At 30.6% G+C, this 24618-nt stretch carries 20 protein-coding genes; 17 read left to right on the forward strand and 3 right to left on the reverse strand.

Going from position 1 to position 24618, the window contains the following annotated elements; genetic code table 11:
- Positions 1–40: 40 nt before the first annotated feature.
- Positions 41–685, reverse strand: a complete 645-nt coding sequence (locus tag CLLI_RS04285) for a FlxA-like family protein (protein ID WP_106063000.1) — start codon at positions 683–685, stop codon at positions 41–43.
- A 228-nt stretch (positions 686–913) separates the two neighbouring features.
- On the opposite strand from CLLI_RS04285, the gene CLLI_RS04290 reads away from it, so the two are divergent.
- Positions 914–1732, forward strand: coding sequence for a TIM barrel protein (locus CLLI_RS04290; protein ID WP_106063001.1), 819 nt, complete (start codon positions 914–916; stop codon positions 1730–1732).
- A gap of 217 nt (positions 1733–1949) precedes the next feature.
- On the opposite strand, the gene CLLI_RS04295 is transcribed toward CLLI_RS04290, so the two are convergent.
- Positions 1950–2129, reverse strand: coding sequence for a hypothetical protein (locus CLLI_RS04295; protein WP_106063002.1), 180 nt, complete (start codon positions 2127–2129; stop codon positions 1950–1952).
- A 201-nt stretch (positions 2130–2330) separates the two neighbouring features.
- Between CLLI_RS04295 and CLLI_RS04300 the strand changes: the two genes are divergently transcribed.
- The 3 genes from CLLI_RS04300 to CLLI_RS04310 all read left to right on the forward strand — a co-directional run bounded on the left by CLLI_RS04300 (position 2331) and on the right by CLLI_RS04310 (position 8573).
- Positions 2331–3884, forward strand: a complete 1554-nt coding sequence (locus CLLI_RS04300; RefSeq protein WP_106063003.1) for a cell wall-binding repeat-containing protein — start codon at positions 2331–2333, stop codon at positions 3882–3884.
- Between the two features lie 372 nt (positions 3885–4256).
- Positions 4257–6032, forward strand: coding sequence for a single-stranded-DNA-specific exonuclease RecJ (gene recJ, locus CLLI_RS04305; RefSeq protein WP_106063004.1), 1776 nt, complete (start codon positions 4257–4259; stop codon positions 6030–6032).
- Between the two features lie 156 nt (positions 6033–6188).
- The gene (locus tag CLLI_RS04310; RefSeq protein ID WP_146127070.1) at positions 6189–8573 is read left to right on the forward strand and encodes a PAS domain-containing sensor histidine kinase; all 2385 of its coding nucleotides are present in this window, start codon (positions 6189–6191) and stop codon (positions 8571–8573) included.
- A gap of 143 nt (positions 8574–8716) precedes the next feature.
- Here the strand turns inward: CLLI_RS04310 and CLLI_RS04315 are convergent, their stop codons facing one another.
- Positions 8717–8911, reverse strand: a complete 195-nt coding sequence (locus CLLI_RS04315; RefSeq protein WP_106063005.1) for an alpha/beta-type small acid-soluble spore protein — start codon at positions 8909–8911, stop codon at positions 8717–8719.
- 257 nt (positions 8912–9168) lie between these two features.
- Between CLLI_RS04315 and CLLI_RS04320 the strand changes: the two genes are divergently transcribed.
- The 13 genes from CLLI_RS04320 (at position 9169) to CLLI_RS04380 (ending at position 24562) form a co-directional block, all read left to right on the forward strand.
- Complete coding sequence (locus CLLI_RS04320; RefSeq protein ID WP_106063061.1) at positions 9169–10239, forward strand: undecaprenyldiphospho-muramoylpentapeptide beta-N-acetylglucosaminyltransferase; 1071 nt, start codon at positions 9169–9171, stop codon at positions 10237–10239.
- A gap of 341 nt (positions 10240–10580) precedes the next feature.
- Entirely contained in the window at positions 10581–14096 is a 3516-nt protein-coding gene (nifJ, locus tag CLLI_RS04325; protein ID WP_106063006.1) for a pyruvate:ferredoxin (flavodoxin) oxidoreductase, read from the forward strand.
- Positions 14097–14509: 413 nt separating this feature from the next.
- Entirely contained in the window at positions 14510–14842 is a 333-nt protein-coding gene (locus tag CLLI_RS04330; protein WP_106063062.1) for a DUF1292 domain-containing protein, read from the forward strand.
- A gap of 97 nt (positions 14843–14939) precedes the next feature.
- Positions 14940–15593 (forward strand): HAD-IB family hydrolase, encoded by a 654-nt coding sequence (locus tag CLLI_RS04335; protein ID WP_106063007.1) that lies wholly within the window; start codon positions 14940–14942, stop codon positions 15591–15593.
- A gap of 55 nt (positions 15594–15648) precedes the next feature.
- On the forward strand, positions 15649–16473 hold the full coding sequence (locus CLLI_RS04340; RefSeq protein ID WP_106063008.1) for an aminotransferase class IV: 825 nt from the start codon (positions 15649–15651) through the stop codon (positions 16471–16473).
- Positions 16474–16557: 84 nt separating this feature from the next.
- Positions 16558–18585, forward strand: coding sequence for a DUF342 domain-containing protein (locus tag CLLI_RS04345; protein WP_106063009.1), 2028 nt, complete (start codon positions 16558–16560; stop codon positions 18583–18585).
- Positions 18586–18595: 10 nt separating this feature from the next.
- Positions 18596–19042, forward strand: coding sequence for a chemotaxis protein CheW (locus CLLI_RS04350; RefSeq protein ID WP_106063010.1), 447 nt, complete (start codon positions 18596–18598; stop codon positions 19040–19042).
- A 57-nt stretch (positions 19043–19099) separates the two neighbouring features.
- Entirely contained in the window at positions 19100–19588 is a 489-nt protein-coding gene (locus CLLI_RS04355; RefSeq protein WP_106063011.1) for a chemotaxis protein CheD, read from the forward strand.
- 15 nt (positions 19589–19603) lie between these two features.
- A complete protein-coding gene (locus CLLI_RS04360; protein WP_106063012.1) occupies positions 19604–20710 on the forward strand; it encodes a protein-glutamate methylesterase/protein-glutamine glutaminase in 1107 nt (368 codons plus the stop codon).
- 2 nt (positions 20711–20712) lie between these two features.
- A complete protein-coding gene (locus CLLI_RS04365; RefSeq protein WP_106063013.1) occupies positions 20713–21480 on the forward strand; it encodes a CheR family methyltransferase in 768 nt (255 codons plus the stop codon).
- Between the two features lie 16 nt (positions 21481–21496).
- On the forward strand, positions 21497–23572 hold the full coding sequence (locus CLLI_RS04370) for a chemotaxis protein CheA (protein ID WP_106063063.1): 2076 nt from the start codon (positions 21497–21499) through the stop codon (positions 23570–23572).
- Positions 23573–23584: 12 nt separating this feature from the next.
- A complete protein-coding gene (locus CLLI_RS04375) occupies positions 23585–24184 on the forward strand; it encodes a chemotaxis protein CheC (protein WP_106063014.1) in 600 nt (199 codons plus the stop codon).
- A gap of 15 nt (positions 24185–24199) precedes the next feature.
- Positions 24200–24562, forward strand: a complete 363-nt coding sequence (locus CLLI_RS04380) for a response regulator (RefSeq protein ID WP_106063015.1) — start codon at positions 24200–24202, stop codon at positions 24560–24562.
- Positions 24563–24618: the final 56 nt, after the last annotated feature.

Raw genomic sequence — 24618 nt, forward strand, 5'->3', positions numbered from 1 at the left:
AAAAATTCAGCCTTGCTGAATTTTTTATAATCTCACTTGATTAAGCTAACACATCTAGGGTTTTATGATTTATTTCATGAGAATTTGTATCTTCCTTTTCAGGTTTTGTTGTATTATGATTTTCAATGTTTTTTATTTTTCTATTTTCTTTTGCTATGTTCTTATCTAATTTATTAACATTCATATCCAGATTACTAGCCTTCAATTCTTTCTTTTCTGCAATTTCAAATTTACCTCGCCCCATATCCATTTTTGCTTCCATTTTTAGTATTTTAGATTCACCACTTATTTTAACTTTGATTCCATGAGCTGTTTTAATTTTTGAATAGGTTAAACCTGCATTGACTAAATTGTCAGTATCATCTGAGAATTTTATACTATTCTTATCAGCTTTAGTATTATTTGAATTTTTCTTAAGGCTATTTTTTCCATCTTTATGGTCATCCTTTTTTATTTTGTCCATCTGCTCTTGTTGTATTTGCTGGTCTAATATTCTTATCTGTTCTTCTAAAGGCTTTATAAGCTCTCGCTTCACATCTTCAGAAGCTTTTCCTTCTCTTACTTTGCTAATCTGTTCTTGTACATTTAACTTTTGCTTTTCTAATAACTTTATTTCATTATCTATATTCTTAATTCTGTTTAAAGAGTTATTCCTGTTATTTGATGATACTGATAATATATTCATGCATTATTCCTCCATATAAAGTGAATTTTATTTCTTCATAATATTATCGGTAATTTGTTGGAAATATTTACTTTAATGATCAAATGATTTTTAGGTTCAGGTGGAGTTTGCTTAAGAAAACTACTTTCTCCATTTAAAAAAATTGGTCACAATTTTTTCAGAGTTTGACTTAAAACTACCCAACGTTTAAAATATTATCAGATTAATATTTTGAAAGGTTGTGTTACTTTGGATAAATTACTTTTTGGAATATCAGGCATTCCTATAGGTGATGGTTCTAAAAAATTTACTTATAAAACTGCAATAAAATACTTGAAAGATATAGGACTTGATGCTATGGAGCTTCCTTTTGTTCGCTCTGTAAATATCACAGATAAAAATAAAGGTGAAGTTTTAGCTTCAAAATTAGAAAATGATTTTTATCTTTCTGCTCACGGATCTTATTATGTGAATCTTAATGCAGAAGAAATAGAAAAACAGGAAAAATCCCTAGAAAGAATAATTAAAGGAGCAGAGGGCTTAAAAAAGGTAGAGGGAAGGAGTTTAATATTCCATCCAGGTTTTTATTTAAAATCTTCAAAAGAGGATACTTTTAACACTATTAAAGAAAATCTTTTAAAACTTCCATACCTTGGGGTAGATTATAGGCTTGAGACCACAGGAAAGGGCACCCAGTTTGGTTCTGTAGAAGAAATTGTGGCTCTTTGCAAAGAGGTTACTACTTGTAAACCCTGCATAGATTTTTCTCATGTTCATGCTAGATATAATGGCGGTTTAAAGAATTATGATGATTTTGCAAAAATACTTCAACATATGAAAGATGAGCTAGGTTATGAGGCTTTAGAGGATATGCATATACATCTTTCAGGCATAAACTATGGTGAAAAAGGAGAAAAGAATCATCTTCCCTTTGAAGAAAGTGATTTTAATTACAAGGATTGTCTTAAAGCCTTTAAAACCTTTGATATAAAGGGCTGTGTAATTTGTGAAAGCCCAATTCTTGAAAAAGATGCCCTTTTGTTAAAACAATATTATTACTCATTATAAAAAATAACAAAGAATAAATAAGGATGATTTTCTTCCGTTATTCTACAGAAAATCTTTAATTATTAAAAATTTTTCGTAATGTTAATGGAAAAAAATTGTCCATATTTATTATCTATTCTTTATACTTTATTATTTAAAAAATTATTTAAAGCTTTTCTGTAGTGTCAACGTAAGAAAAGCCTCCTTAACTGTCCACTGTCAATTGTCAACTGTCAACTTAAAAAGATTGTATCGCAATCTTTTTAAAGCCTAAGTCCTCGTCTATGGTATTAAATACACAGTCAAGGTGAAGTTTCTTATTGTCAAATTCTATAGGAAGCACTTTAACATCTATTTTATGAGTATCTAACACCTGCTGAACCTCATCACAAGCTTCTCTAGTACTTCTTCTACTCATGCCAACAAAAGCACATCATCATGTAAAATTATATCTCCACCTTCAATATTATTTTTCATTTAGTTATATTTTAATTTTATTCATGGATTTTATTCATAATAGAGGTTACTGAATATTCCAAGAGGCCCATAAACATCATAATGTTAATTTTATGTTAATATGATAATATTTTGTTAATAATTAATTTGGAGCGTGATATTAATGAAAAAGATATTGAGTTTTATTGCTGCAGCTGCAATAACAGTAGGAATTTCAAACACAGTCCATGCACAAAATAATTACAATGTTACTAGATTATATGGCATGGATAGGTACAAGACTTCAGTTAGCATTTCAAACCAATTTAATAATGGCACCTTGGAAAATGTAATAGTAGCAAGCGGAAAGAATTTTCCTGATGCCTTGGCTGGAAGTGTACTATCTAAAAAGCTAAATGCACCTATATTGTTAGCAGGTAATACAGAAGATGAGAGTAAGGAGTGTATACAATACATAAAATCTCATTTGGATAAAAGTGGAACAGTATATCTATTAGGAGGACAAGCATCCATAAATGATGAGTTTATAAATAAAATAAAAAGTGAAGGGTATAAAAACTTTGTAAGACTTGGAGGAAAAAATAGATTTGATACCAATAAATCTATTGTAAACTTCATGAATGTAGAAAAACATACTCCTGTAGTTATAGTAAATGCTTATGGTTTTGCAGATGCACTTAGTGTTTCAAGTATTGCAGCCTCAAAAGGGTACCCTATAATTATGACATCAAATTCTAAATTATCCGATGAAGCTATAAATATGATTAAAAATATAGAACCAAGTGAAGTATATATAATAGGTGGAGACGCTTCTGTAGGAGCTAATGTTATTAGTGAAATAAAGGGCATAGTACCTTCATTGGATAAGGATAAAGTAATAAAATTGGCGGGAAAAGATAGATATGAAACCTCACTAAAAGTATGCAATTGTTTTAATATGGATACTGATACTGCAGTAATAGCCAATGGTTCAAATTTTCCTGATGCTTTATCAGGGAGTGCTTTAGCTACAAAATTTAATGCCCCAATAGTGCTTACTGATGGAAAAGATATAACTAATCAAAAAGAATTTTTAGATGGTAAAAACTACAAAAATATATATTTGCTTGGTGGAGCAGCAGCTATAGATTTTTCAGTAGAATATTTATTAAGAGGTCCAGAAAATATAACAGCGGAAGAAAGAGATTACGTTAATAAGTTATTAGATTATTGTGATAAATACATTGCAGAAAATACCAATACTACAAATTATATTATGAACCGTTTGGATGATGTTCTAACTGAAGAGAATTTAGCAAATTTACAAGATCCTAATAAAATTCTTAGTGCATTAGATGAATTTTCTAGGTTTTATAAAGATTATAAAACTATTTTAGAAACATATAGACAAAGCTTGTTAAATCAAAGAAATGAAGCAGCTGCCATGGGAGAATTAAATGGACTTGAATCACTTAAAATTCAGTATATAAATAGTATTGATATTGAAATTAACAGTGCGGATAAACTTATAATCATGATTAGCTCATATGAAAGCAATCTTAATAATCTAAAGGATGCTATTAAATCTGGGAATATGAATAAAGTTCAACAAGTACTTCAAAAATTAGAAGAAGATAATGCTGATTCTTTAGATAAAATTATAGGATTAGAAGATGGACAGATGGAAATTAATAAATTAAAAGAAAAATTATTAACAATAAAAAATATGATGAATTAGTAAAAAATCCTTGGGCCTAGCTCAGGGATTTTTTACTTTATAGGAAATTAAAAAAAGTGCGAAGTACTTTTTTAGTTGACAATTGACAATTGACAGTGGACAGTTAAGGGTAATTTTTCTCCATTAACATTACGAAAAATTTTAAATTTATAGATAAGTAAGAGGTAAGAGCTAAGAAGCAATAGTTGTGGTGAAAATTCAGCCTTGCTGAATTTTTTCATAAACTCTTACTTTTTACTTATTAGTTCTTACCTAATTTATTATCTATTCTTTATACTTTAACTGTCAATTGTCCTCTGCCAACTGTCAACTAAAAATATTGCTTCGCAATATTTTTAAAGTTATTATATAATGTTTTAGAGGTGATACAGCATGAAGGGAAAATGGATGATAAAATGTAGTAGTGTAAATATAAAGGAACTTTCTAAAACAACTGGAGTAAATCCAATTATGGTTAATATTTTGGTGAACAGGGGGATAAAGACCCCTTATGATATAGATAGATTTGTTAATGCTTCATTAAATGATCTTTATGATCCCTTTTTAATGCAGGACATGGATAAGGCAATAGAAATAATAAAAGAGGGAATAAAGCATGGAAAGAAAATAGCCATATATGGTGATTATGACGTAGATGGAGTTACAAGCACTGTAATATTATATAAGGCTTTAAAGAGATGTAAGGGTAATTTCATTTATCATATTCCAAATAGAGAAGATGAAGGCTATGGCATGAATAGTGAAAGAATCAAATCCTTGAAAGAAGAAGGAGTTGATATAATACTTAGCTGTGACAATGGAATCTCAGCCATAGAGCAGGTAAAATTAGCTAAAGAATTGGGTATGAAGGTAATAATAACTGATCACCATGAATTAAGCTTTAAAGAGGATGAAAATGGAGAAAGACATTACATATTGCCTGAAGCAGATGCAGTGGTAAATCCTAAAAGAGGTGACTGCAGCTATCCCTTTAAAATGTTATGTGGAGCGGGAATAGCCTTTAAATTTGCCCAAGCACTATATTCTGTAATGAATGTAAATGAAGATGAAATATATGAATTACTACAGTATGCTGCTATAGGCACCATATGCGATGTGGTTGATTTAGTGGATGAAAATAGAATCATAGCCAAAAATGGATTGAAAATTTTAAAGAATACAGAAAATTTAGGGCTAAAGGCTTTAATAAAGGAAACCAACATAGAAGGTAAAGATTTGAATTCCTATCATATAGGCTATATTATAGGACCTTGTATTAATGCTACAGGAAGATTGGAAACTGCAAAACTTTCAGTAGAATTGCTTTTAGCAGAAGATGAAAGAACAGCTGAAGATTTGGCATCAAAGCTCCATAAGTTAAATGTAGAAAGACAGGAAATGACAATAAAAGGTGTAGAAGATATTGAAGAAATTATAGAAAACACCCCTTTAAAAAATGATAAGGTATTTGTAATATACAAAGAGGATATTCATGAAAGTATTGCAGGCATAGTAGCTGGCAAAATAAAGGAGAAATATAATGTACCTACCATAGTTTTAACCAGGGGAAAGGATATGCCTAAAGGTTCTGGAAGATCCATAGAAGGGTATAATATGTTTGAAGAACTTCTTAAATGCAAAGACCTATTAGAAAAGTTTGGAGGGCATCCCATGGCAGCGGGACTCTCTTTAAAGGAAGAAAACATTCCTATGCTTAGAAAGTCACTAAATCAACAATGCAAGCTTAAGAAAGAGGATATGATACCTAAAATAAGTATTGATAAAAGACTTCAATTAAGAGAAATATCCACTGACTTAGTAAAAAATCTGAAGATATTGGAACCCTTTGGCAAAGGCAATCCTTCACCACTGTTTGCAGAAAAAAATGTAATGGTAGATAGAATAAGTATATTAGGCAAGGATAGAAATACCATAAAATTCAGCTTAAGGATAGGTAATAGCTTTAATAAAATTTATGGATTATGTTTTGGCAGAGGAAAAGAATTTGAGGAAGAACTGAAAATGAAATATGGTGATGACTATGATAATATAATTAATAATTCACAGAATATTAAAATGGACTTTATATTTTATCCATATATAAATGAATATAATGGATATGTATCTATTCAGATTAGAATAGTAGATTATAGATTTAGTTCTATTTAGAAAAGAAATGGTAATACTTTATTAGTTTATTACTTTTTACAAATAAATTAATATTAAGTCTTGTTTATAGAAAAATTAAGAAATATAATATAGGTTGAGTATAAAAAATGATATTTTAGGTAATATATTCAACTTTCTATATGCGGGGGACTGTTTATGTACAAGTTTTATGAAAGTATTCCCTTTGGAGTATTAATACTGGGAAAAGAAACTCTGGAGGTAGAATACTTAAACAACAGATTTAGCAATATTTTTAATATTTCAAATAACATTATAGGAAAGAAAATATCCAATCTTTATTTGCCTAATGCCATAATAGATGCAATATGCTATTGTGATTGTAATGATAAGGATTGCAATTTAAGAGACATAAAGATAAATTCAAGTACTTTTATAGATATAAAAATAAGTGTAAAAGAAAATACTTTAGAAGTATTCATCAATGAAATACATGAGGACAGCAAAAATAATATAGATATTATTAATGATTATATTATAAATACAAAGCTGTTAGAAGCTTTTCCTTATTTTATATGCACAACGGATAAAGAAGGAAATATTAAATGTATGAACAAAAAAGCTCATGATAGCTTAGCAAAGGCTGGAATAGAGGATTTAAAAAACCTTTTTCATTTTATAGAGGTTTATAACTTGTATAATGATTATGGTGAAATTTTAAGAATTAAAGAGATTCCACTATATGCAACTTTAAATCAAGGCAGCTGCATGGTGAATAAGGTATTATTGTGTAATATGAATCATGAAAATTTTTATATTGAGGTGACAACCTTACCTATTATTAACCAAGACTCAATAATAGGTTCTATATGTATTTTAAAAGATATAACAGAATCCTATGCTAATATTTTAAAAGAGAAGAAAGAGAGAGAAAAGTTTTTAGCTTTATCCACAGAATTAAAGACCAAATGCGATATTATTGGAATACTAAGGAAAAGAGAACAAGAACACTTAATGCATTTAAAAGATGTTATTAATAATATATCAGAAGGTATTTTGGTAATAAATGATAATCATAAGATAACCCTTTGCAATAATGCTGTTTGCAATATTCTTGGACTAAAACAAATAGAGCTTTTAGATTATAATAACATTGTAAGAAAATATAGCATAAGCACTGAAGATAAAAATGATAAAAGCTTAGGTAAATATTTTAATAAATATCATATGAACAATGTATCTATAAAAAATTTAGTTTTAAAGTTAAAAGATAATAATAGCAATGAATTAAAATATATAGAATACAGTAGTAACCCAATAATAAAAAGCAGTGGGGAACTTGTATATACCATAATAACTTTAAAGGATATAACAGATAAAAAACTCAATGAAATATATGCAGAGGAGCAGTCTGAGTTTGTAAAAAATGTTTTAAACACTTTAGATATACCTATATCAGTGTTAGATTATCCTGGATTTACCAATAGACTATTAAATAAAAAGTTTGAACAAATATTAACTACATTATTTGATAAAAAATATTCTGCAGATAATATTATTGGGAAAAATATTTTAGAGGTATTTTCCAGCCGCGGCAATGATGAATTTATAAAAAAACTTTTGTATTCAGTTGAAAATAATGAGGAAGTAGTGTTAGCTCCTTTCTCAGTAAAGGAAGCAAATGAAAAAGAAAAGTATTATAAAATGAAGATAACACCTTATAAAGTGAAAGGCGAAAATAAAAGAATATATATTCATGGAATAGATGTAACTGAAGAAACAAATCATAATTTACAATTAGAAAGAATTAATAGAATGAAAGACGAATTTTTAACTATAGTATCTCATGAATTAAGAACACCTTTAACTATAATATATTCTTCACTACAATTAGCTAATGACATATATAGTGATGAAATAACTCCAAATATAAAAAAGACATTAAATAGAATAAATCAAAATTGCAGCAGACTTCTTAAATTAACAAATAACATTATGGATATTTCTAAAGCCGAAGAAAAAATGCTTTCCATTAATAATAAAGAATTTGACGTGGTAATGGAAAGTGAGAAAATAGTGAACTTAGTTAACTTCTATGGAAGAGAAAAAAGTTTAAATATAATATTTGATACCAATGAAGAGGAGTGTAAAGTTGTAATTGACAAACAGAAGTATGAAAGAATATTATTAAATCTCCTATCAAATGCAATAAAATATACTCCAGAAAATAAACGTATATATGTGCTTATAGATGTAAAAGAGGATTATTTTACTTTAACTATTAAAGATGAAGGTGTAGGCATACCTGAGGACAAAATAGACTGTATATTTGATAGATGCACTCAGATAGACAGCACTCTTTCTAGAGGAGCAGAAGGGCTGGGATTAGGACTTACAGTTGTAAAAAAATTTATGGAAGCTATGAAAGGCAGTATTTATGTAAAAAGTAAAATAGCCCAGGGCTCGGAATTTATTGTAGTACTTGATAGAAAATCTCCAGTACCTAATTCAATAAGCCAATTGGCTACAATAAGCGAGAATTGTGGTGACATAGTAAATATAGAAATGTCAGATATTAATTAGAACAATATATAAATTGAAAAGCATATAATGCCAAATTAATTTAAGCATTATATGCCTTTCTATAATTCTTGGTGGAAAGTAAACTTATAAGAATCAATTATTCTAATGGGCTTACCATCCACTTTTTGTGTGTACTTATTTTATTATAAATTTTTTTCGTACTGTTCTACCATTTTCTTAACCATCTGTCCGCCAACAGATCCATTTTCTCTTGAAGTAAGGTTTCCATTGTATCCATTTGTTAAGTTAACGCCTACTTCTTTAGCAGCTTCCATTTTAAATCTGTTTAAGCCTTCTCTAGCTTCTGGTATTAATGTTCTATTACTGCCTCTTGCCATTTTTACTACCTCCTTTTTCTTTGGTATTATTATCTTAACCACATTTGAAATAAATATATTAGTTTATTAGAGGTACAAGATGTAGTTTGTACACAAATTGGAATACTATTACAATTCAGCAAATTTTCATTAAAACAATAACATTGGACAATAGTTCTTGAATAATATAAAATGATACTTAAAATAGAGGACAAGTATTAATAACTGTCAATTGTCAACTGTCAATTGTCAATTATTAAAGAGGGTTGGTGATTATTTTGGTAAAAAAGAAAATAATATTAACAGGTGGAGGATCAGCAGGACATGTAACTCCAAATATAGCTTTAATACCAAAGCTCAGAGAATTAGGCTATGAGATTCAATATATAGGTACTAATGATGGAATAGAAAAAAATATTATAAAAAATGAAAAAATAAAATATCATGCAATATCCAGCGGTAAACTTAGAAGATATTTAGATATAAAAAATTTTACTGATCCTTTTAAGGTACTAAAAGGAGTATGGCAAGCTAAGTGCATTATAAAAAAGGAAAGACCTAATATTGTATTTTCTAAAGGAGGTTTTGTATCTGTTCCAGTAGTAATTGGGGCCTATTTAAACAAAGTCCCTGTGGTTGCGCATGAATCAGATATTACTCCAGGCCTTGCAAATAAGCTTTCAATCCCTTATTGCACAAAAGTTTGTGTAACTTTTCCAGAATCATTAGATAATATAAAGGGAAAGAAGGGAGTATTAACAGGGACTCCAATTAGGGAGGAACTTTTTTCGGGAAAAACAGAAGAGGCAATAAGAATATGTGGTTTTAAAGAAAATAAACCTATATTGCTTATAATAGGAGGAAGTTTAGGCTCAAAATTTATAAATGATAGTGTAAGAAGTATATTAACAAAAATTTTAAAAGATTTTAATGTAATTCATATTTGTGGTAAAGGAAATTTAGATGAAAAACTCAATAACATGCCTGGATATAAACAATTTGAATATGTTAAGGAAGAGCTTCCTCATTTTATGAAGGCAGCTGATATAGTTATTTCAAGGGCAGGAGCTAATGTGATTTTTGAGCTATTAGCTTTAAAAAAGCCAAACTTATTAATACCTCTTTCAAAAAAATCCAGCAGAGGGGATCAAATATTAAATGCAGCTTCCTTTGAACAGTCTGGATACAGTGTGGTTTTAGAAGAAGAGGAATTGACCAATGAATTACTTTTAGAAGAGATAAAAAAACTATATAAAGATAGAAAGAGATATATAAAGACAATGGAAGAAAGTCCAGTTCAAAATGGGGTAGATAACATTATAAAGCTTATTGAAAAATACGCAAAGTAAAAAAATTGTCCATATTTATTATTTGTTCTTTATACTTTATTCTTTAAAAAATTTGTGTTATAATAACTTTGCAAAGGTTTTAATAGAAAAAATTTATATATAACTAAAAAATAATAAAAATTTTATAAAATTTTTGAATTAAAAGGTTATTTTGTAACAAAATATAACTAATATGTTTTACATATTTGTTTTTTTGATGTATACTAAAGAAGATTTTGTTAAACACTTTTTTAGAATGATTATATAATATATTTTTAAGCTTATTATAAATTTTGTGGATTTTCTACAAAATTTTTAAATATTTTTATGCAATTAAATCTGTAGAAAGAAGGGAATTTTCAATGAGAAGAATGAAAACTATGGACGGTAATACCGCTGCTGGATATGTATCCTATGCATTTACTGATGTAGCAGCAATTTACCCAATTACACCTTCATCACCAATGGCAGAACATGTTGATGAATGGGCTGCACAAGGAAAGAAAAATATTTTTGGACAGACTGTTAAACTAATGGAAATGCAATCAGAAGCTGGAGCTGCTGGAGCAGTTCACGGTTCATTACAGGCTGGTGCATTAACTACTACATATACTGCATCACAGGGTCTTTTACTTATGATCCCTAACATGTATAAAATAGCTGGTGAACTTCTTCCATGCGTATTCCATGTTAGTGCAAGAGCAGTTGCAACTCACGCTTTAAATATATTTGGAGATCACTCCGATGTTATGGCAACTAGACAAACAGGATTTGCTATGCTTGCTGAAAGCAGTGTACAGGAAGTTATGGATTTATCAGCTGTTGCACATTTATCAACTATAGAATCCAGTATTCCATTTGTAAACTTCTTTGATGGATTCAGAACATCACATGAAATTCAGAAGATAGAAGTTTTGGAATATGATGAATTAGCTAAATTAGTTGATATGGATGCTGTTAATGCATTTAGAGCAAAAGCTTTAAATCCAAATCACCCAGTAACTAGAGGTACTGCTGAAAACCCTGATATATTCTTCCAGGGAAAAGAAGCTAGTAACAGATTCTATGATGTTGTTCCAAAAACTGTTGAACATTACATGAATGAAATCAACAATTTAACTGGAAGAGATTATAAATTATTTAACTACTATGGAGCACCAGATGCTGAAAGAATAATCATAGCTATGGGTTCAGTTTGTGACTGTATCGAAGAAACTATAGATTACTTAATGGCTCAGGGAGAAAAAGTTGGTTTAGTTAAAGTTCATCTTTATAGACCATTCTCATTAGAACACTTCTTCAAAGCTATACCAAAGACTGTTAAGAAGATAGCTGTTTTAGATAGAACAAAAGAACCAGGCTCAATAGGAGAACCATTATACTTAGATATTAGATCAGCATTCTACAGCTGTAAAGAAATGAACCCAGTTATTGTAGGAGGAAGATACGGATTAGGTTCAAAAGATACTTTACCAGGACACATCATTTCTGTATTTGAAAACTTAAAAGCAGAATGTCCAAAGAACGACTTCACAATTGGTATAGACGACGATGTAACATTCAAGTCACTTCCAGTTGGAGAAGATGTGGATACTACACCAGAAGGAACTACAGCTTGTAAGTTCTGGGGCCTTGGATCAGATGGTACTGTTGGAGCCAACAAGAGTGCTATAAAGATCATAGGAGACCATACTGATATGTATGCTCAAGGATACTTCGCATACGATTCAAAGAAATCTGGTGGTATAACTGTATCTCACTTAAGATTTGGTAAGAAAGCTATAAAGAGCCCTTACTTAATAAACAAAGCAGATTTCGTTGCTTGTCATAACCAAGCATATGTTCATAAATACAATGTACTTGATGGATTAAAGAAGAATGGTACATTCTTACTTAACTGTATCTGGACTCCAGAAGAATTAGAAGCTCAGTTACCAGCATCCATGAAGAACTACATTGCTAATAACAATATTAAGTTCTACACAATCAATGCTGTTAAGATTGCTCAGGAAATTGGTCTTGGTGGAAGAATCAACATGATTATGCAGGCTGCTTTCTTCAAGCTAGCTGATATCATTCCTGTTGAAGATGCTATTAAGTACTTAAAAGAGGCTGTTGTTAAATCCTACGGCAAAAAAGGTGAAAAAGTTGTTAACATGAACAACGCTGCTATAGACAAAGGAGTAGAATCCATTGTTACAATCAACATTCCAGGATCATGGAAAACAACTACTAAAGGTTTCGTACAAGAAGCTAAAGAAAAACCAGAATTCATAAAGAATATCGTTGATGTTATGAATAGACAAGAAGGAGATAAACTTCCTGTATCAGCATTCAAAGGATATGAAGATGGTACATTCCCACAGGGAACAGCTGCTTACGAAAAGAGAGGAATAGCTGTTAATATTCCAGAATGGCAGGCAGATAAATGTATCCAATGTAATCAGTGTGCATTTGTATGCCCTCACTCAGTAATTAGACCATTCTTACTAAATGCTAAAGAAGCTGCTAAGGCTCCTGCAGGATTTAACATGGTTGCTGCTAAGGGTGGAGCTGCATTTGCTGGATTACAGTATAGAATTACTACTACTCCACTTGATTGTACAGGATGTGGAAACTGTGCTGACGTATGTCCAGCACCAGGAAAAGCTATTATTATGAAACCAGCTGAAACTCAGTTAAAAGAAGAAGAAAATTGGGAATACGCTTTAACATTATCACCAAAAGAAAATCCAATGAACAAGATGACTGTAAAAGGAAGTCAGTTCGAACAGCCATTACTTGAGTTCAACGGAGCATGTGCTGGTTGTGGAGAAGCTTCTTACGCTAAATTATTAACTCAGTTATTTGGTGACAGAATGATGGTAGCTAATGCAACAGGATGTACATCAATATGGGGAGGATCAGCTCCTTCAACTCCATACACTGTTAACCATAAAGGACATGGTCCAGCTTGGGCTAACTCATTATTTGAGGACAACGCTGAATACGGATTAGGTATGTCCCTTGGAACTAAACAGATAAGAGAAAAATTGGCTATGAATGCTAAAGAAGCTATGGAAGCTGGAGTAAGTGTTGAATTAAAATCAGCTTTACAGAACTGGTTAGATAACATGGACAATGGAGAAGCTTCAAAGAAAGCTACAGAAGTTCTTATCCCATTGCTTGAAGCTGAAAAAGGTAAGAATGTAGCTGTAAAAGATATGTTTGAACACAAGGATTATTTACTAAAACAATCACAGTGGATCTTCGGTGGAGACGGTTGGGCTTACGATATCGGATACGGTGGAGTTGACCACGTTCTAGCATCTGGAGAAGATGTAAACATATTTGTATTTGATACAGAAGTTTACTCAAATACTGGTGGACAGTCTTCAAAATCTACACCAACTGCTGCTATAGCAAAATTTGCTGCATCAGGTAAGAAGACAAAGAAGAAAGACCTTGGAATGATGGCTATGAGCTATGGTTATGTATATGTAGCACAGGTAGCTATGGGTGCCAATCAGAACCAGACACTAAAGGCTATGCAGGAAGCTGAAGCTTATCATGGTCCATCAATAATCATTGCTTACGCACCATGTATCAACCAGGGATTAAAAGTTGGAATGGGCTGCAGTCAGTTAGAACAGAAGAGAGCCGTTGAATGTGGATACTGGCAGATGTACAGATTCAATCCAGCTCTTAAAGAAGCAGGTAAGAATCCATTTACACTTGATTCAAAAGAACCAGATTGGGGCAAATTCAAAGACTTCTTAATGGGCGAAGTAAGATATGCTTCATTAAAGAAAGCATTCCCAGAAACAGCAGATTCATTATATGCTAAGACTGAAGAGGATGCAAAGGTAAGATACGAAAGCTATAAAAAATTAGTTTAATTTTAATAAAAAAGGAGATCACGAAGTGGTCTCCTTTTTTTTAGTTAAGGAATAAATGACTAAAGGTCACTCTTATTTACTAGTATTAAAAACTTATATGGAGAGAAAATAGGAATAATACTTATATAGAAGGGAGATGAATTTATATGAATAAAAAGGTATTTAATAAAAGAAGGAAAAAAATGACTGTTAATGATATGACAGACGGAATAGAAAAAGGTGTAAAAAAAATAGTTAAAAATATTAAAAAGTCCTTCTAAATTAAGAAAATCCTTAGCAATTGCTAAGGATTTTACAGTATTAAAAAATATTTTTCAAAAAGGTCTTTTAAAATTTTGCATTTAAGGTTAAAATTATACCATAACCGAAAAGGAGGTGGAAATCTGGTTTTTTTTAAATGCCGGATGAATATTATGGATAATGAAAAACTATATAATTGTGGTTGTGAAAATGAAGGCTGCGAAAGCGAAGGTTGTGGATGCGGCTGTGAAGATCATGATCATGAACATGGCGCCTTAGTAGTAGATTTAGAAGATGAAAATGGCAAGGTAGTAACTTGCGAAGTGGTTGACGGATTTGAGTATAAGGAGAATGAATATGTACTAGTACAGAATCCGGAGGATGGTTCAGTATACTTATTTAAAGTTGTTGGAGATGAAGAAAATAGTGAACTTGTAATTCCTGAGGATGAAGAGTTTGAAGAAGTTTCTTCCTATTACCAAACTTTAGGTGATACAGAAGAATAATTATTAAAAAAGAACCCACGGAAGTGAGGTTCTTTTTTCAATATTAAAATATATATAGTAAGTAATAAGAATAGATGATGAACTGGAGGATTCTTAAATGGAAAATGAAAAAGTAAAGCTAGCCATATTTGATGTGGATTTTACCTTAACTAAAAGGGAAACATTGATAGAATTTTATAGATTTGTATTAAGAAAAAAACCCTATCTGATTAAGTATATTCCAAGGAGTCTTAAAGCGGCTTTTTTTTATGTTTTTAAAATATATGATGCAGGAAAAGCAAAGGAAAATTTTATATCCTTTATAGAGGGAATTAAAGAAGATGATATGAAAAAGCTGGTAAAGGAGTTTTATGAGAAACGTTTAAGTAAAATATTTTACAAGGATGCTATAGAATATATGGAAAAATTAAAAAAACAAGGATATAAAATATATTTGATATCAGCATCTGCTGAATTTTATTTAAATGAATTGTATAATATAACTATAGTAGATAAAGTCATCGGAACCAAATTTACTATAAATCATGGAGTATTTAGTAGAAAAATAGAAGGAAAAAACTGCAAGGGCGAAGAAAAAGTAAATAGATTAATGGAAGTTTTAAAAGAGGAGAATATTGATGTAGACTTTGGGAAATCATATATGTTTTCTGACTCATTATCTGATTTGCCATTGTTCAATTTAGTAGGGAATCCATGCTTAATTAATTACAGAAAAAAATATAACAAAATAAAAATATTGAAATGGAAATAATAATAACTATTAACTATTAACTATTAACTATTAACTAAAAAAGGGGAGTGTTAAAATGGGAATATCTAATAAGTATTTTTTATTAAATGAGGACTTGATAGATGTTAAGTATTTTGAAGAAGATAAGATTTTTCAAGGGAAGAATCTATATGAAGTTATAAAGGTTAAAGAAGGGGTTCCCTTGTTTTATGAAAAACATATAGAAAGACTTCATAATTCTGCTAAGTTAACTAATTTACAACCATGGATTTCAGATTCATATATAAAGGAAGGATTAAAAAAACTTATAGAAGCCAATGAAGTAGAACAGGGAAGTTTAAAATTTCTTCTTAATTTTGACAAAAAAAGTTTTTTAGCTTTTTTTGAGGAAAATAATTTTCCTACAGAAATTCAGTATGAGGAAGGTGTGGCTGCAGCATTGTATCATAGGGAAAGGGTAAATCCTAATGCAAAGGTTCTGAATGCAGAATTTAGAAAGGATTTAGACAAGTTTATAAAAGAAAAAAATATATTTGAGGCCATATTGGTAGATAGAAATGAAGATATAACTGAGGGAAGTAAGTCAAATGTATTTGTAATAAAGGATGAGAAAGTAATAACCACCCCAGTAAAAGCCGTGCTGCCAGGTACCACAAGAAGTACTATTTTAGAAATATGTAAGGAAGAGAATATAGAATTAATAGAAAAAAAGCTATATTATAAGGAAATTGAAAATATAGAAGGAATGTTTATATCAAGTACTCCATTTGATATACTTCCAATAAAAAACATAGATGAAATAAATTTAGCATCAGCGGATAATAAGGTAATTACAACTATAATGAATGCATATAGAAATAAAATTAAGGAATATATAAAAAAAGATTTAAATAAGCAATAATTAAAGAATAATGATAAAATAACGATAATTTATAAAAAGGGTTTAAGCATAGGAGATCTTATTTAAGTTTGTGGGGGGATACAAATGAAAAATATTTTTAAAGACTCCAGTTTAGAAAAATGCATAGGGGAAGCTTGCAAGGTTTATCAAATAGAAGAAAAAGACTTAAAATATGAAATACTAGAAGAAAAGAATGGGATATTTAAAAAGAAAGTAGTTATAAAGGCTCAATGCCCGCCAGAAGAAACTAAAGATGGAAAAGATGAAAAAGAATTAGATAAAATTGAAATAGATAATAATAAAGATAAGGAAGGAAACCAGGGGACAAATATATTAGAAAATAGTATAAATCATAATGAAAAAAGTGGAAAAGTAAAAGTAGAAAATGGAAATATTATAGTCACTAATCCAAAACAGGATGGTTTACCGGCATTTATTATAATTGATCCATCCATGAAGATTATTATAGATGGGAAACAGGCTGTGGGTAAGGTGGAGGTTTATGAAGAATCTTCTATAGAAATATGTCTAGAAGAAATACCACCTACCAGACATTTGGATATAAGTACTACAAATGAAAAAATGGAGTGCTATATGACTTTAACCTATAGCCCGGGAAATATATATGCACTTAAAGACAGTAAAGAAAGCAACAGTATATCCTTAGAAAAAATATTAAAAGCTCAAAAAATGCCGCCAAAGTATACTGTAGAAGAAGTTAAAGAAGAATTATCCAAAAAGGGGATAGTTTATGGTATAATGGAAGAAAATATTGCTAAATATGTAGAAACAGATTGCACAAATATCATTATAGCAAAAGGGGACATGCCTATAGACGACAAAAATGATACTATAGAATACAAATTTTCTATGGACAGTACCTTAAAAAAATTAGCAGAGGATGAACAAGGAAATGTGGATTTTAAGAGCATAGGTTCAGTAGAATCTGTAAAAGAAGGGGATATAATAGCCAAAAAGGTTCCAGGTACTCCAGGAAAAGATGGAAAAAACATTCTTGGCAAAGTAAAAAAACATAAGAGTGGTAAAAGGATACAATTAAGAACAGCAGATGGATGCAGTCTAAAGGGTGGTAATACTGTAATTGCCACTATTGAAGGTAAGCCCTGCGTAAGAAATAATGTTTTTTATGTTTATAAAGTTCACGAAGTAAAAACTGATGTGGATTTGAAAACTGGAGATGTGAAGTTTGTTGGAGATATATTAGTTCATGGGAATGTAAAAGAAGGAATGAAAATACTTTCTGGCAATTCCATAATCATAAAAAAACAGGTAGATAGATCAATTATAAAGGGCAAAGGCGATATAATTATAGATGGAAATATAATAGCCTCAGAAATAACAGGCGGGGGAGAAGATGTAGCAAAGTTAAATTATATAGATGATTTAACTAAGTTTAAGGATATTTTAGAAAAGTTGATTGGAACAGTAGAAGAAATTAAAAAATATAATTTACTTGGACAGGATAAAAAAGATGGAGAAATAATTAAAATATTAATAGAAAATAAATTCAAAGATATTCCTAAAATGTGTATAAAAATTACTAGAGATATAGTTTTAACATCTGATTCAGAGGGAGAAAAAACACTACTTCCAATAATAAAGGGGAAATTAATAGGATTAAGCCCTATTAACATAAGACATTATGGTGAATTGCAGGATATTGCTAATTTTTTAAATGAAAAGATAAATAAGGTAAAGGGAGAGCTATCATTACCGGTAAATGTAAAAATAAGTTATTGCCAAGATGCTAAAATAAACAGCTCAGGAGATATAATAGTAGCTGGAAAAGGGCAATATGTATCCACATTAGTTGCCAATGGTGGAATATATTTTACGGATATTAGAGGCATAGCTAGAGGTGGAGAATTAAAAGCCAAAAATGAAATAAAGTGTAAAGTTGTAGGAAGTATAGGAGGAGTAGCTACAAAACTTATTGTAGAGGAGAAGGGACATATATGGGCTGATATAGCTTATCAGAATACAATTTTTACAGTTGGGAAAAAGGAACATCTATTAGAAACACCAAGCAAGGATATCCATGCTTATATAGATAATCATGGTGAACTAACAGTAGATAGATTTGTATTATAGGAGGCGTATTATGGCAAATAAGGAGATCAAAGTACTAATATTTTGCATTAATGATGAATACTATGCTGCGGATATTATGGAAATAGAAAGAATATTAGGTTTTCAAGAACCTACAAAGCTTCCTGATTCACCAAGTTTTGTAGATGGGGTTATCAGTTATGATGGGAATATTTTACCTGTAATATCCTTGAGCAAAAGATTTGGGTTAAAAGAAAATGAAAGAAAAAATGATTCAAAGATAATAGTAGTAAAGCAAGATGACAATAAATTTGGGATTATGGTTGATGTTGTATCTGAGGTGAGAGATGTATTTGCAAAGGATATAGAAAATCCGCCAGATATAATAGCAGGAATATCAAGAAGATATATAAAAGGTCTTATAAAAATAGATGAAAAGATTGTAATTTTCTTAAATTTAGAAACTATACTCACGGAAGAAGAAAAGAATCTTATTTAAATTTAAATAACAAGCTGCTAAAATGAATATTTATTAAAGTATGAAAGGTTGCATATTATGGAAGTAAAAGAATATAGAGTGGGGATTGCGGATTTAAATGTAGCTACGTCACCAGATAAAATAATAACAGTGGGACTTGGTTCCTGTATAGGCATAGCATTATATGACAAGATTAATGGTATAGGTGGATTACTCCATATAATGCTGCCAGATAGTACACAGTTTAGCAATGTGACCAATCCATTGAAATTTGCAGATTTAGGTATTCCTATTCTTATTGAAAAATTGGAATCAAAAGGTGCAAATAAGGGAAACTTAAAGGCTAAAATTGCTGGTGGGGCTTCCATGTTTAATTTCTCAGATAAAAGTATGACAATGGATATAGGAAACAGAAATGGTATTTCAGTAAAAAAGGTTTTAAATAAATTTTCAATTCCAGTTCTAAGTGAAGATATAGGCGGCAATAAGGGGAGAACAATGATTTTTGATACTGCCAATGGGACAGTTCAGATAAAAACCGTTGGAATGGGCGTAAAAGAAATTTAATGGAGTTGATTGACATTGAAAAAAGCAAAGGTTTTAGTTGTAGATGATTCTGCCTTAATGAGGAAAATAATTTCTGACATGATAAATTCACAGTCCAATATGGAGGTAGTAACAACTGCAAGAAATGGTGAAGATCTATTTTCTAAACTGGAGGAGTTTTCTCCAGATGTAGTAACTTTAGATGTAGAAATGCCTGTAATGGATGGTATATCTGCATTAAAGAAGATGAGAAGAATTGGAATTAATATTCCTGTAATAGTTTTAAGTAGTTTTTCAAAAAAATCTTCTGAACTTACTATGGAATGTCTTGAAAATGGAGCCTTTGATTTCATTCCTAAACCTTCAGGTGCTATATCTTTAGATTTGGATAAAGTAAAAAATGATCTTATAACAAAGATAAATTTAGCTTATGAAAAATGCCAGGAAGGCTGTACAAAAGGCGAAATTAAAAGACATGCTAAAGAAGCTGCTATGACTATAAAAGAAATTGCCAAAAAAGAAAATAAAGATATAAATGTAAATAATATAGTAAGAAGAAAATCATTTAATAAGATAGAAGCTGTGGTAATAGGTGCTTCTACAGGAGGACCAAAGGCGCTTTATTCAATAATTACAAAGTTACCAGAAGATTTAAATGTACCTGTATTTGTAGTTCAGCATATGCCGGCTACTTTTACAAAGGCGTTTGCAGATAGATTAAATAGTAATAGCAAATTAAAAGTAGTAGAATCAAAGGAAGGCGATATAATAGAAAAAAATGTGGTTTATGTAGCTCCAGGGGGATTCCACATGGAAGTAGGAATGGATAAAAAAATACATTTAAATTCCGAACCGCCTATTTGGGGAGTAAGACCAGCTGTAGACAAGCTTTTTTTATCTGCAGCAAAGTTATATAAGGAAAAATTGCTGAGTATTGTACTTACTGGTATGGGTAAGGATGGTGCGGAAGGCACAATAAAAGTTAAAGAAAATGGCGGGATAACAATATCTGAGGATGAATCAACTTGCACAATTTATGGAATGCCCAGGGTCGCATTTGAAACTGGCATGGTAGATATGGTTTTGCCTCTTAATAATATAGCAGATGAAATAGTAAGGATAACTAAGGAAAATTGGAGGTAGTTATGGATTTAGAATACTTTAAAGAATGGGTCCTTAAAGAGTTTGGGATAGATTTAAAAGCCTATAAGCCTACTCAATTGCATAGAAGAATTTTAAGTCTCATGTCTAGAGTTGGTGTGAATTCTGTAGAAGAATATATAGAATTATTAAAAAAGGACAGAGAGCAAAGACAAAGATTTTTGGATTTCATAACAATAAATGTATCTGAATTTTTTAGGAATCCAGAAATGTTTGATGATTTGAAAGATAAAATAAAAATAGAGCTTTTACCTAAAAATAAAAGCTTAAAGATTTGGAGTGCTGCTTGTTCCATAGGAGCAGAACCATACTCAATAGCTATGATTTTGGATGAATTAGCACCTGCAAAAAGACATACTATATTGGCAACTGATATAGATAGTACCATATTGGAGAGGGCCAAAAGAGGAGAGTATTCAGAGTCAGAAATAAAAAATGTTGAGAAAAAACGTCTTGAAAGATACTTTAATAAGCAAGAGGACAAGTATATAATTAACAATAAAATAAAAAACATGGTTACTTTCAAAAAACATGATTTAATATTGGATAGATATGATACAGACTTTGATTTAATTGTATGTAGAAATGTGGTAATATATTTTAATGGAGATGTAAAGGATAAAATTTATAAGAAATTTAGTGAATCCTTAAATAAAGATGGGCTGCTTTTTGTAGGAGCAACAGAAAGTATTTATAATTATAAAGACTTTGGCTTTGATAAAGCTTCAACATTTATATACAGAAAAATATAAGGAGGGAATGGTAAGTATGGATACATCACAGTACATGTCAATGTTTTTAGAAGAATCTATGGATAATCTTCAAACACTAAATGAATCACTGCTCCAATTAGAACAGCAGCCAGATGATGTAGATAAATTAAATGAGATATTTAGAGTTGCCCATACTATAAAAGGTATGGCAGCTACTATGGGATTTAATAAGATGGCAGAACTTACTCATAAGATGGAAGATGTCCTTTCTGAATTTAGAGATGGACAGCTTAAGGTTAATCAAAAGGTAGTTACAGTTCTCTTTAAATGCTTAGATACCTTGGAACAAATGGTTAACAATATATCTGATGGAATAGAAGAAGAAGTACCTATAGAAGATATAATCAAAGAACTTGAAGCAATAACTTCTGGAGAAGATTCATCAGAAGCAGCAATAGAGAAAATAGAAGAAAAAGAAATTAGTACAAATGACGAAACACAGGAAAATCAGCATATGGATTTAAATGAATATGATATAAATGTTATACAGCAGGCCACTGATAAAGGTTTTGATGCTTATCATATAAAAATAGAACTAAGTAAAGATACACTGTTAAAGTCTGCTAGAGCTTTTTTGATTTTTAAAAATTTAGAGGATCTAGGGGAAATAATAAAATCAGTACCTGGTACAGAAGATATTGAAAATGAAGATTTTGATTTTGAAATTGACTTAGTATTTCTTTCCACCAAAGATAAAGATGAAATATACAATATTTTGATGAATATCTCTGAAGTTGATCAGGTTATCATCGATAATGTAAATGTAAAAGAAGAAAAAGCAAAAAAAATTAAGGATGGGGAAAAGAAGACATCTGAAGTAAAGGAGAAGATATTAGAACAGCAAGAAGAAAACAAAACAAAAAAAGTATCCTCTAATCAAGAAGAAAATAAAGTTAAACAAATAAAAAATACCAATAAGGGAAAAGAAGCTACACATAAAAAGCAGCATCAATCTGTAAGAGTTGACCTAGAAAGACTAGATAAATTTATGAATATGGTTTCTGAATTGGTAATACATAGGACAAGACTTGAACAGATAAGCTCAAATTATAAGCTTACAGATTTAAATGAGACTTTAGAACAGGTAGCTAGGACAACCTCTGATTTACAGGACTTGGTAATGAAGATAAGAATGTTACCTTTGGATGTAGTATTCAATAGATTCCCAAGAATGGTAAGAGATCTATCAGTAGAGCTCGGCAAAGAAATGGAACTTATTATTCAAGGGCAGGATACAGAGCTAGATAGAACTGTCATTGACGAAATAGGAGAACCATTGATACACTTAATACGAAATGCAGCAGATCATGGTATTGAACCTAAAGATGAGAGAATTAGGAAGGGCAAGGATGTTGTTGGCAAAATAAGGTTAACTGCCTATCAGGAAGGTACAAAGGCTATTATAAAGGTATCAGATGATGGTGGTGGAATTGATGTAGCAAAAGTAAAGGCTAAGGCAGAAAAAACAGGAATCAATACAGAGGGTATGTCTGATAATGATATAATAAATTTAATCTTCTTACAAGGCTTTAGCACCAATGAGGAAGTAACTGATATATCTGGAAGAGGAGTTGGCATGGATGTAGTTAAAACAAAGATTGCATCCTTAGGAGGAAGTGTAGAAGTAGTAAGTGAACGTGATAAAGGTTCTGTATTTATTATAGCACTTCCACTTACACTCCAAATTATACAAGCTTTACTTATAAAAGTAGGCAGTGAAACTATGGCTATATCATTAGGATATATAGATAGGGTTATTGATTTTGAAGAAAGTTTGGTTAAGAGAACAAATAATAAAGAGGTTATTATTTACAACGATAATGTAATTCCACTTATAAGGTTAAACGAAAAGTTAAACATAGAAGCATCAGAAAGTAATAAAAAATATGTTGTCATTGTTAAAATAGGTGAAAAAAATATAGGCCTTATGGTAGATTCTCTATTAGGTCAACAGGAAATTGTTATAAAGCCTTTGGGAAAGACACTTCAAGGTATGAAAGAATATACAGGAGCAACTATTCTTGGAGATGGCCTTGTAACACTAATTCTTGATGTTGCTGCTTTAGTTTAAGGAGGAAAAATTATGGCATATGAACACCTTACCACTATTCAGATGGATGCCTTGAGAGAGGTTGGAAATATAGGCGCTGGGAATGCGGCTACAGCTTTATCACAGCTTTTAAACAAAAAGGTAGATATGGCTGTACCATCTATAAATGTGGTTCCTTTTGACGAAATATTTTCCGGAATAGGTGGAGATGAAATTGTGTATGGAGTATTGGTAAGAGTTTTAGGAGATACTCCAGGAAACATTCTATTTGTATTTGAAAAGGAAACAGCTGTTAACATAATAGAAACCTTGATGGGAGTAAAGGAAGACATGGTTAGTGAAATGGGACAGTCAGTAATAGCAGAGATTGGAAATATAATTTCTGCTTCCTATATGAATGCTATAGCTAAATTTACGAATTTAACTATGATACCGTCTGTGCCAGCAGTAGCCTATGATATGTTAGGTGCAATTCTTTCAACAACTTTTATTGAGTCAGGTCAATTCGATGAATATGTACTTGACATAGAAACTCAATTTTTACAGGATAATTCGAAAATTAGCGGGCATTTTTATTATATCCCAATGCCCGGTTCTTTAGAAATAATATTAAATTCATTAGGAGTAATGTAATTTGGAGGGAATAAAATGGCAAAAGTATTAATTGTTGATGACGCTGCTTTTATGAGAATGATGATTAAAGATATTTTGGAAAAGAATGGCTTTGAGGTTATAGGAGAAGCCAATAATGGATTAAAAGCTATAGAACTTTATAAAAAGGAAAGACCTGATGTAGTTACTATGGACATAACAATGCCTGATATGGATGGTATTGAGGCAGTAAAAGAAATAAAGTCCCTTGATGCGTCAGCAAAAATAATTATGTGTTCTGCTATGGGACAACAAGGTATGGTAATGGATGCAATAAAAGCTGGAGCAAAAGACTTTATAGTAAAACCATTCCAACCAGATAGAGTTTTAGAAGCAATTAATAAGGTAGTTGGACAATAAAAACAGAGTACAAAGTACAGATTACAGAGTACAGATTACAGATTACAGAGTACAGA

Origin of the sequence: Clostridium liquoris, assembly GCF_002995785.1 — a bacterium.
Taxonomy (GTDB): domain Bacteria; phylum Bacillota; class Clostridia; order Clostridiales; family Clostridiaceae; genus Clostridium_AO; species Clostridium_AO liquoris.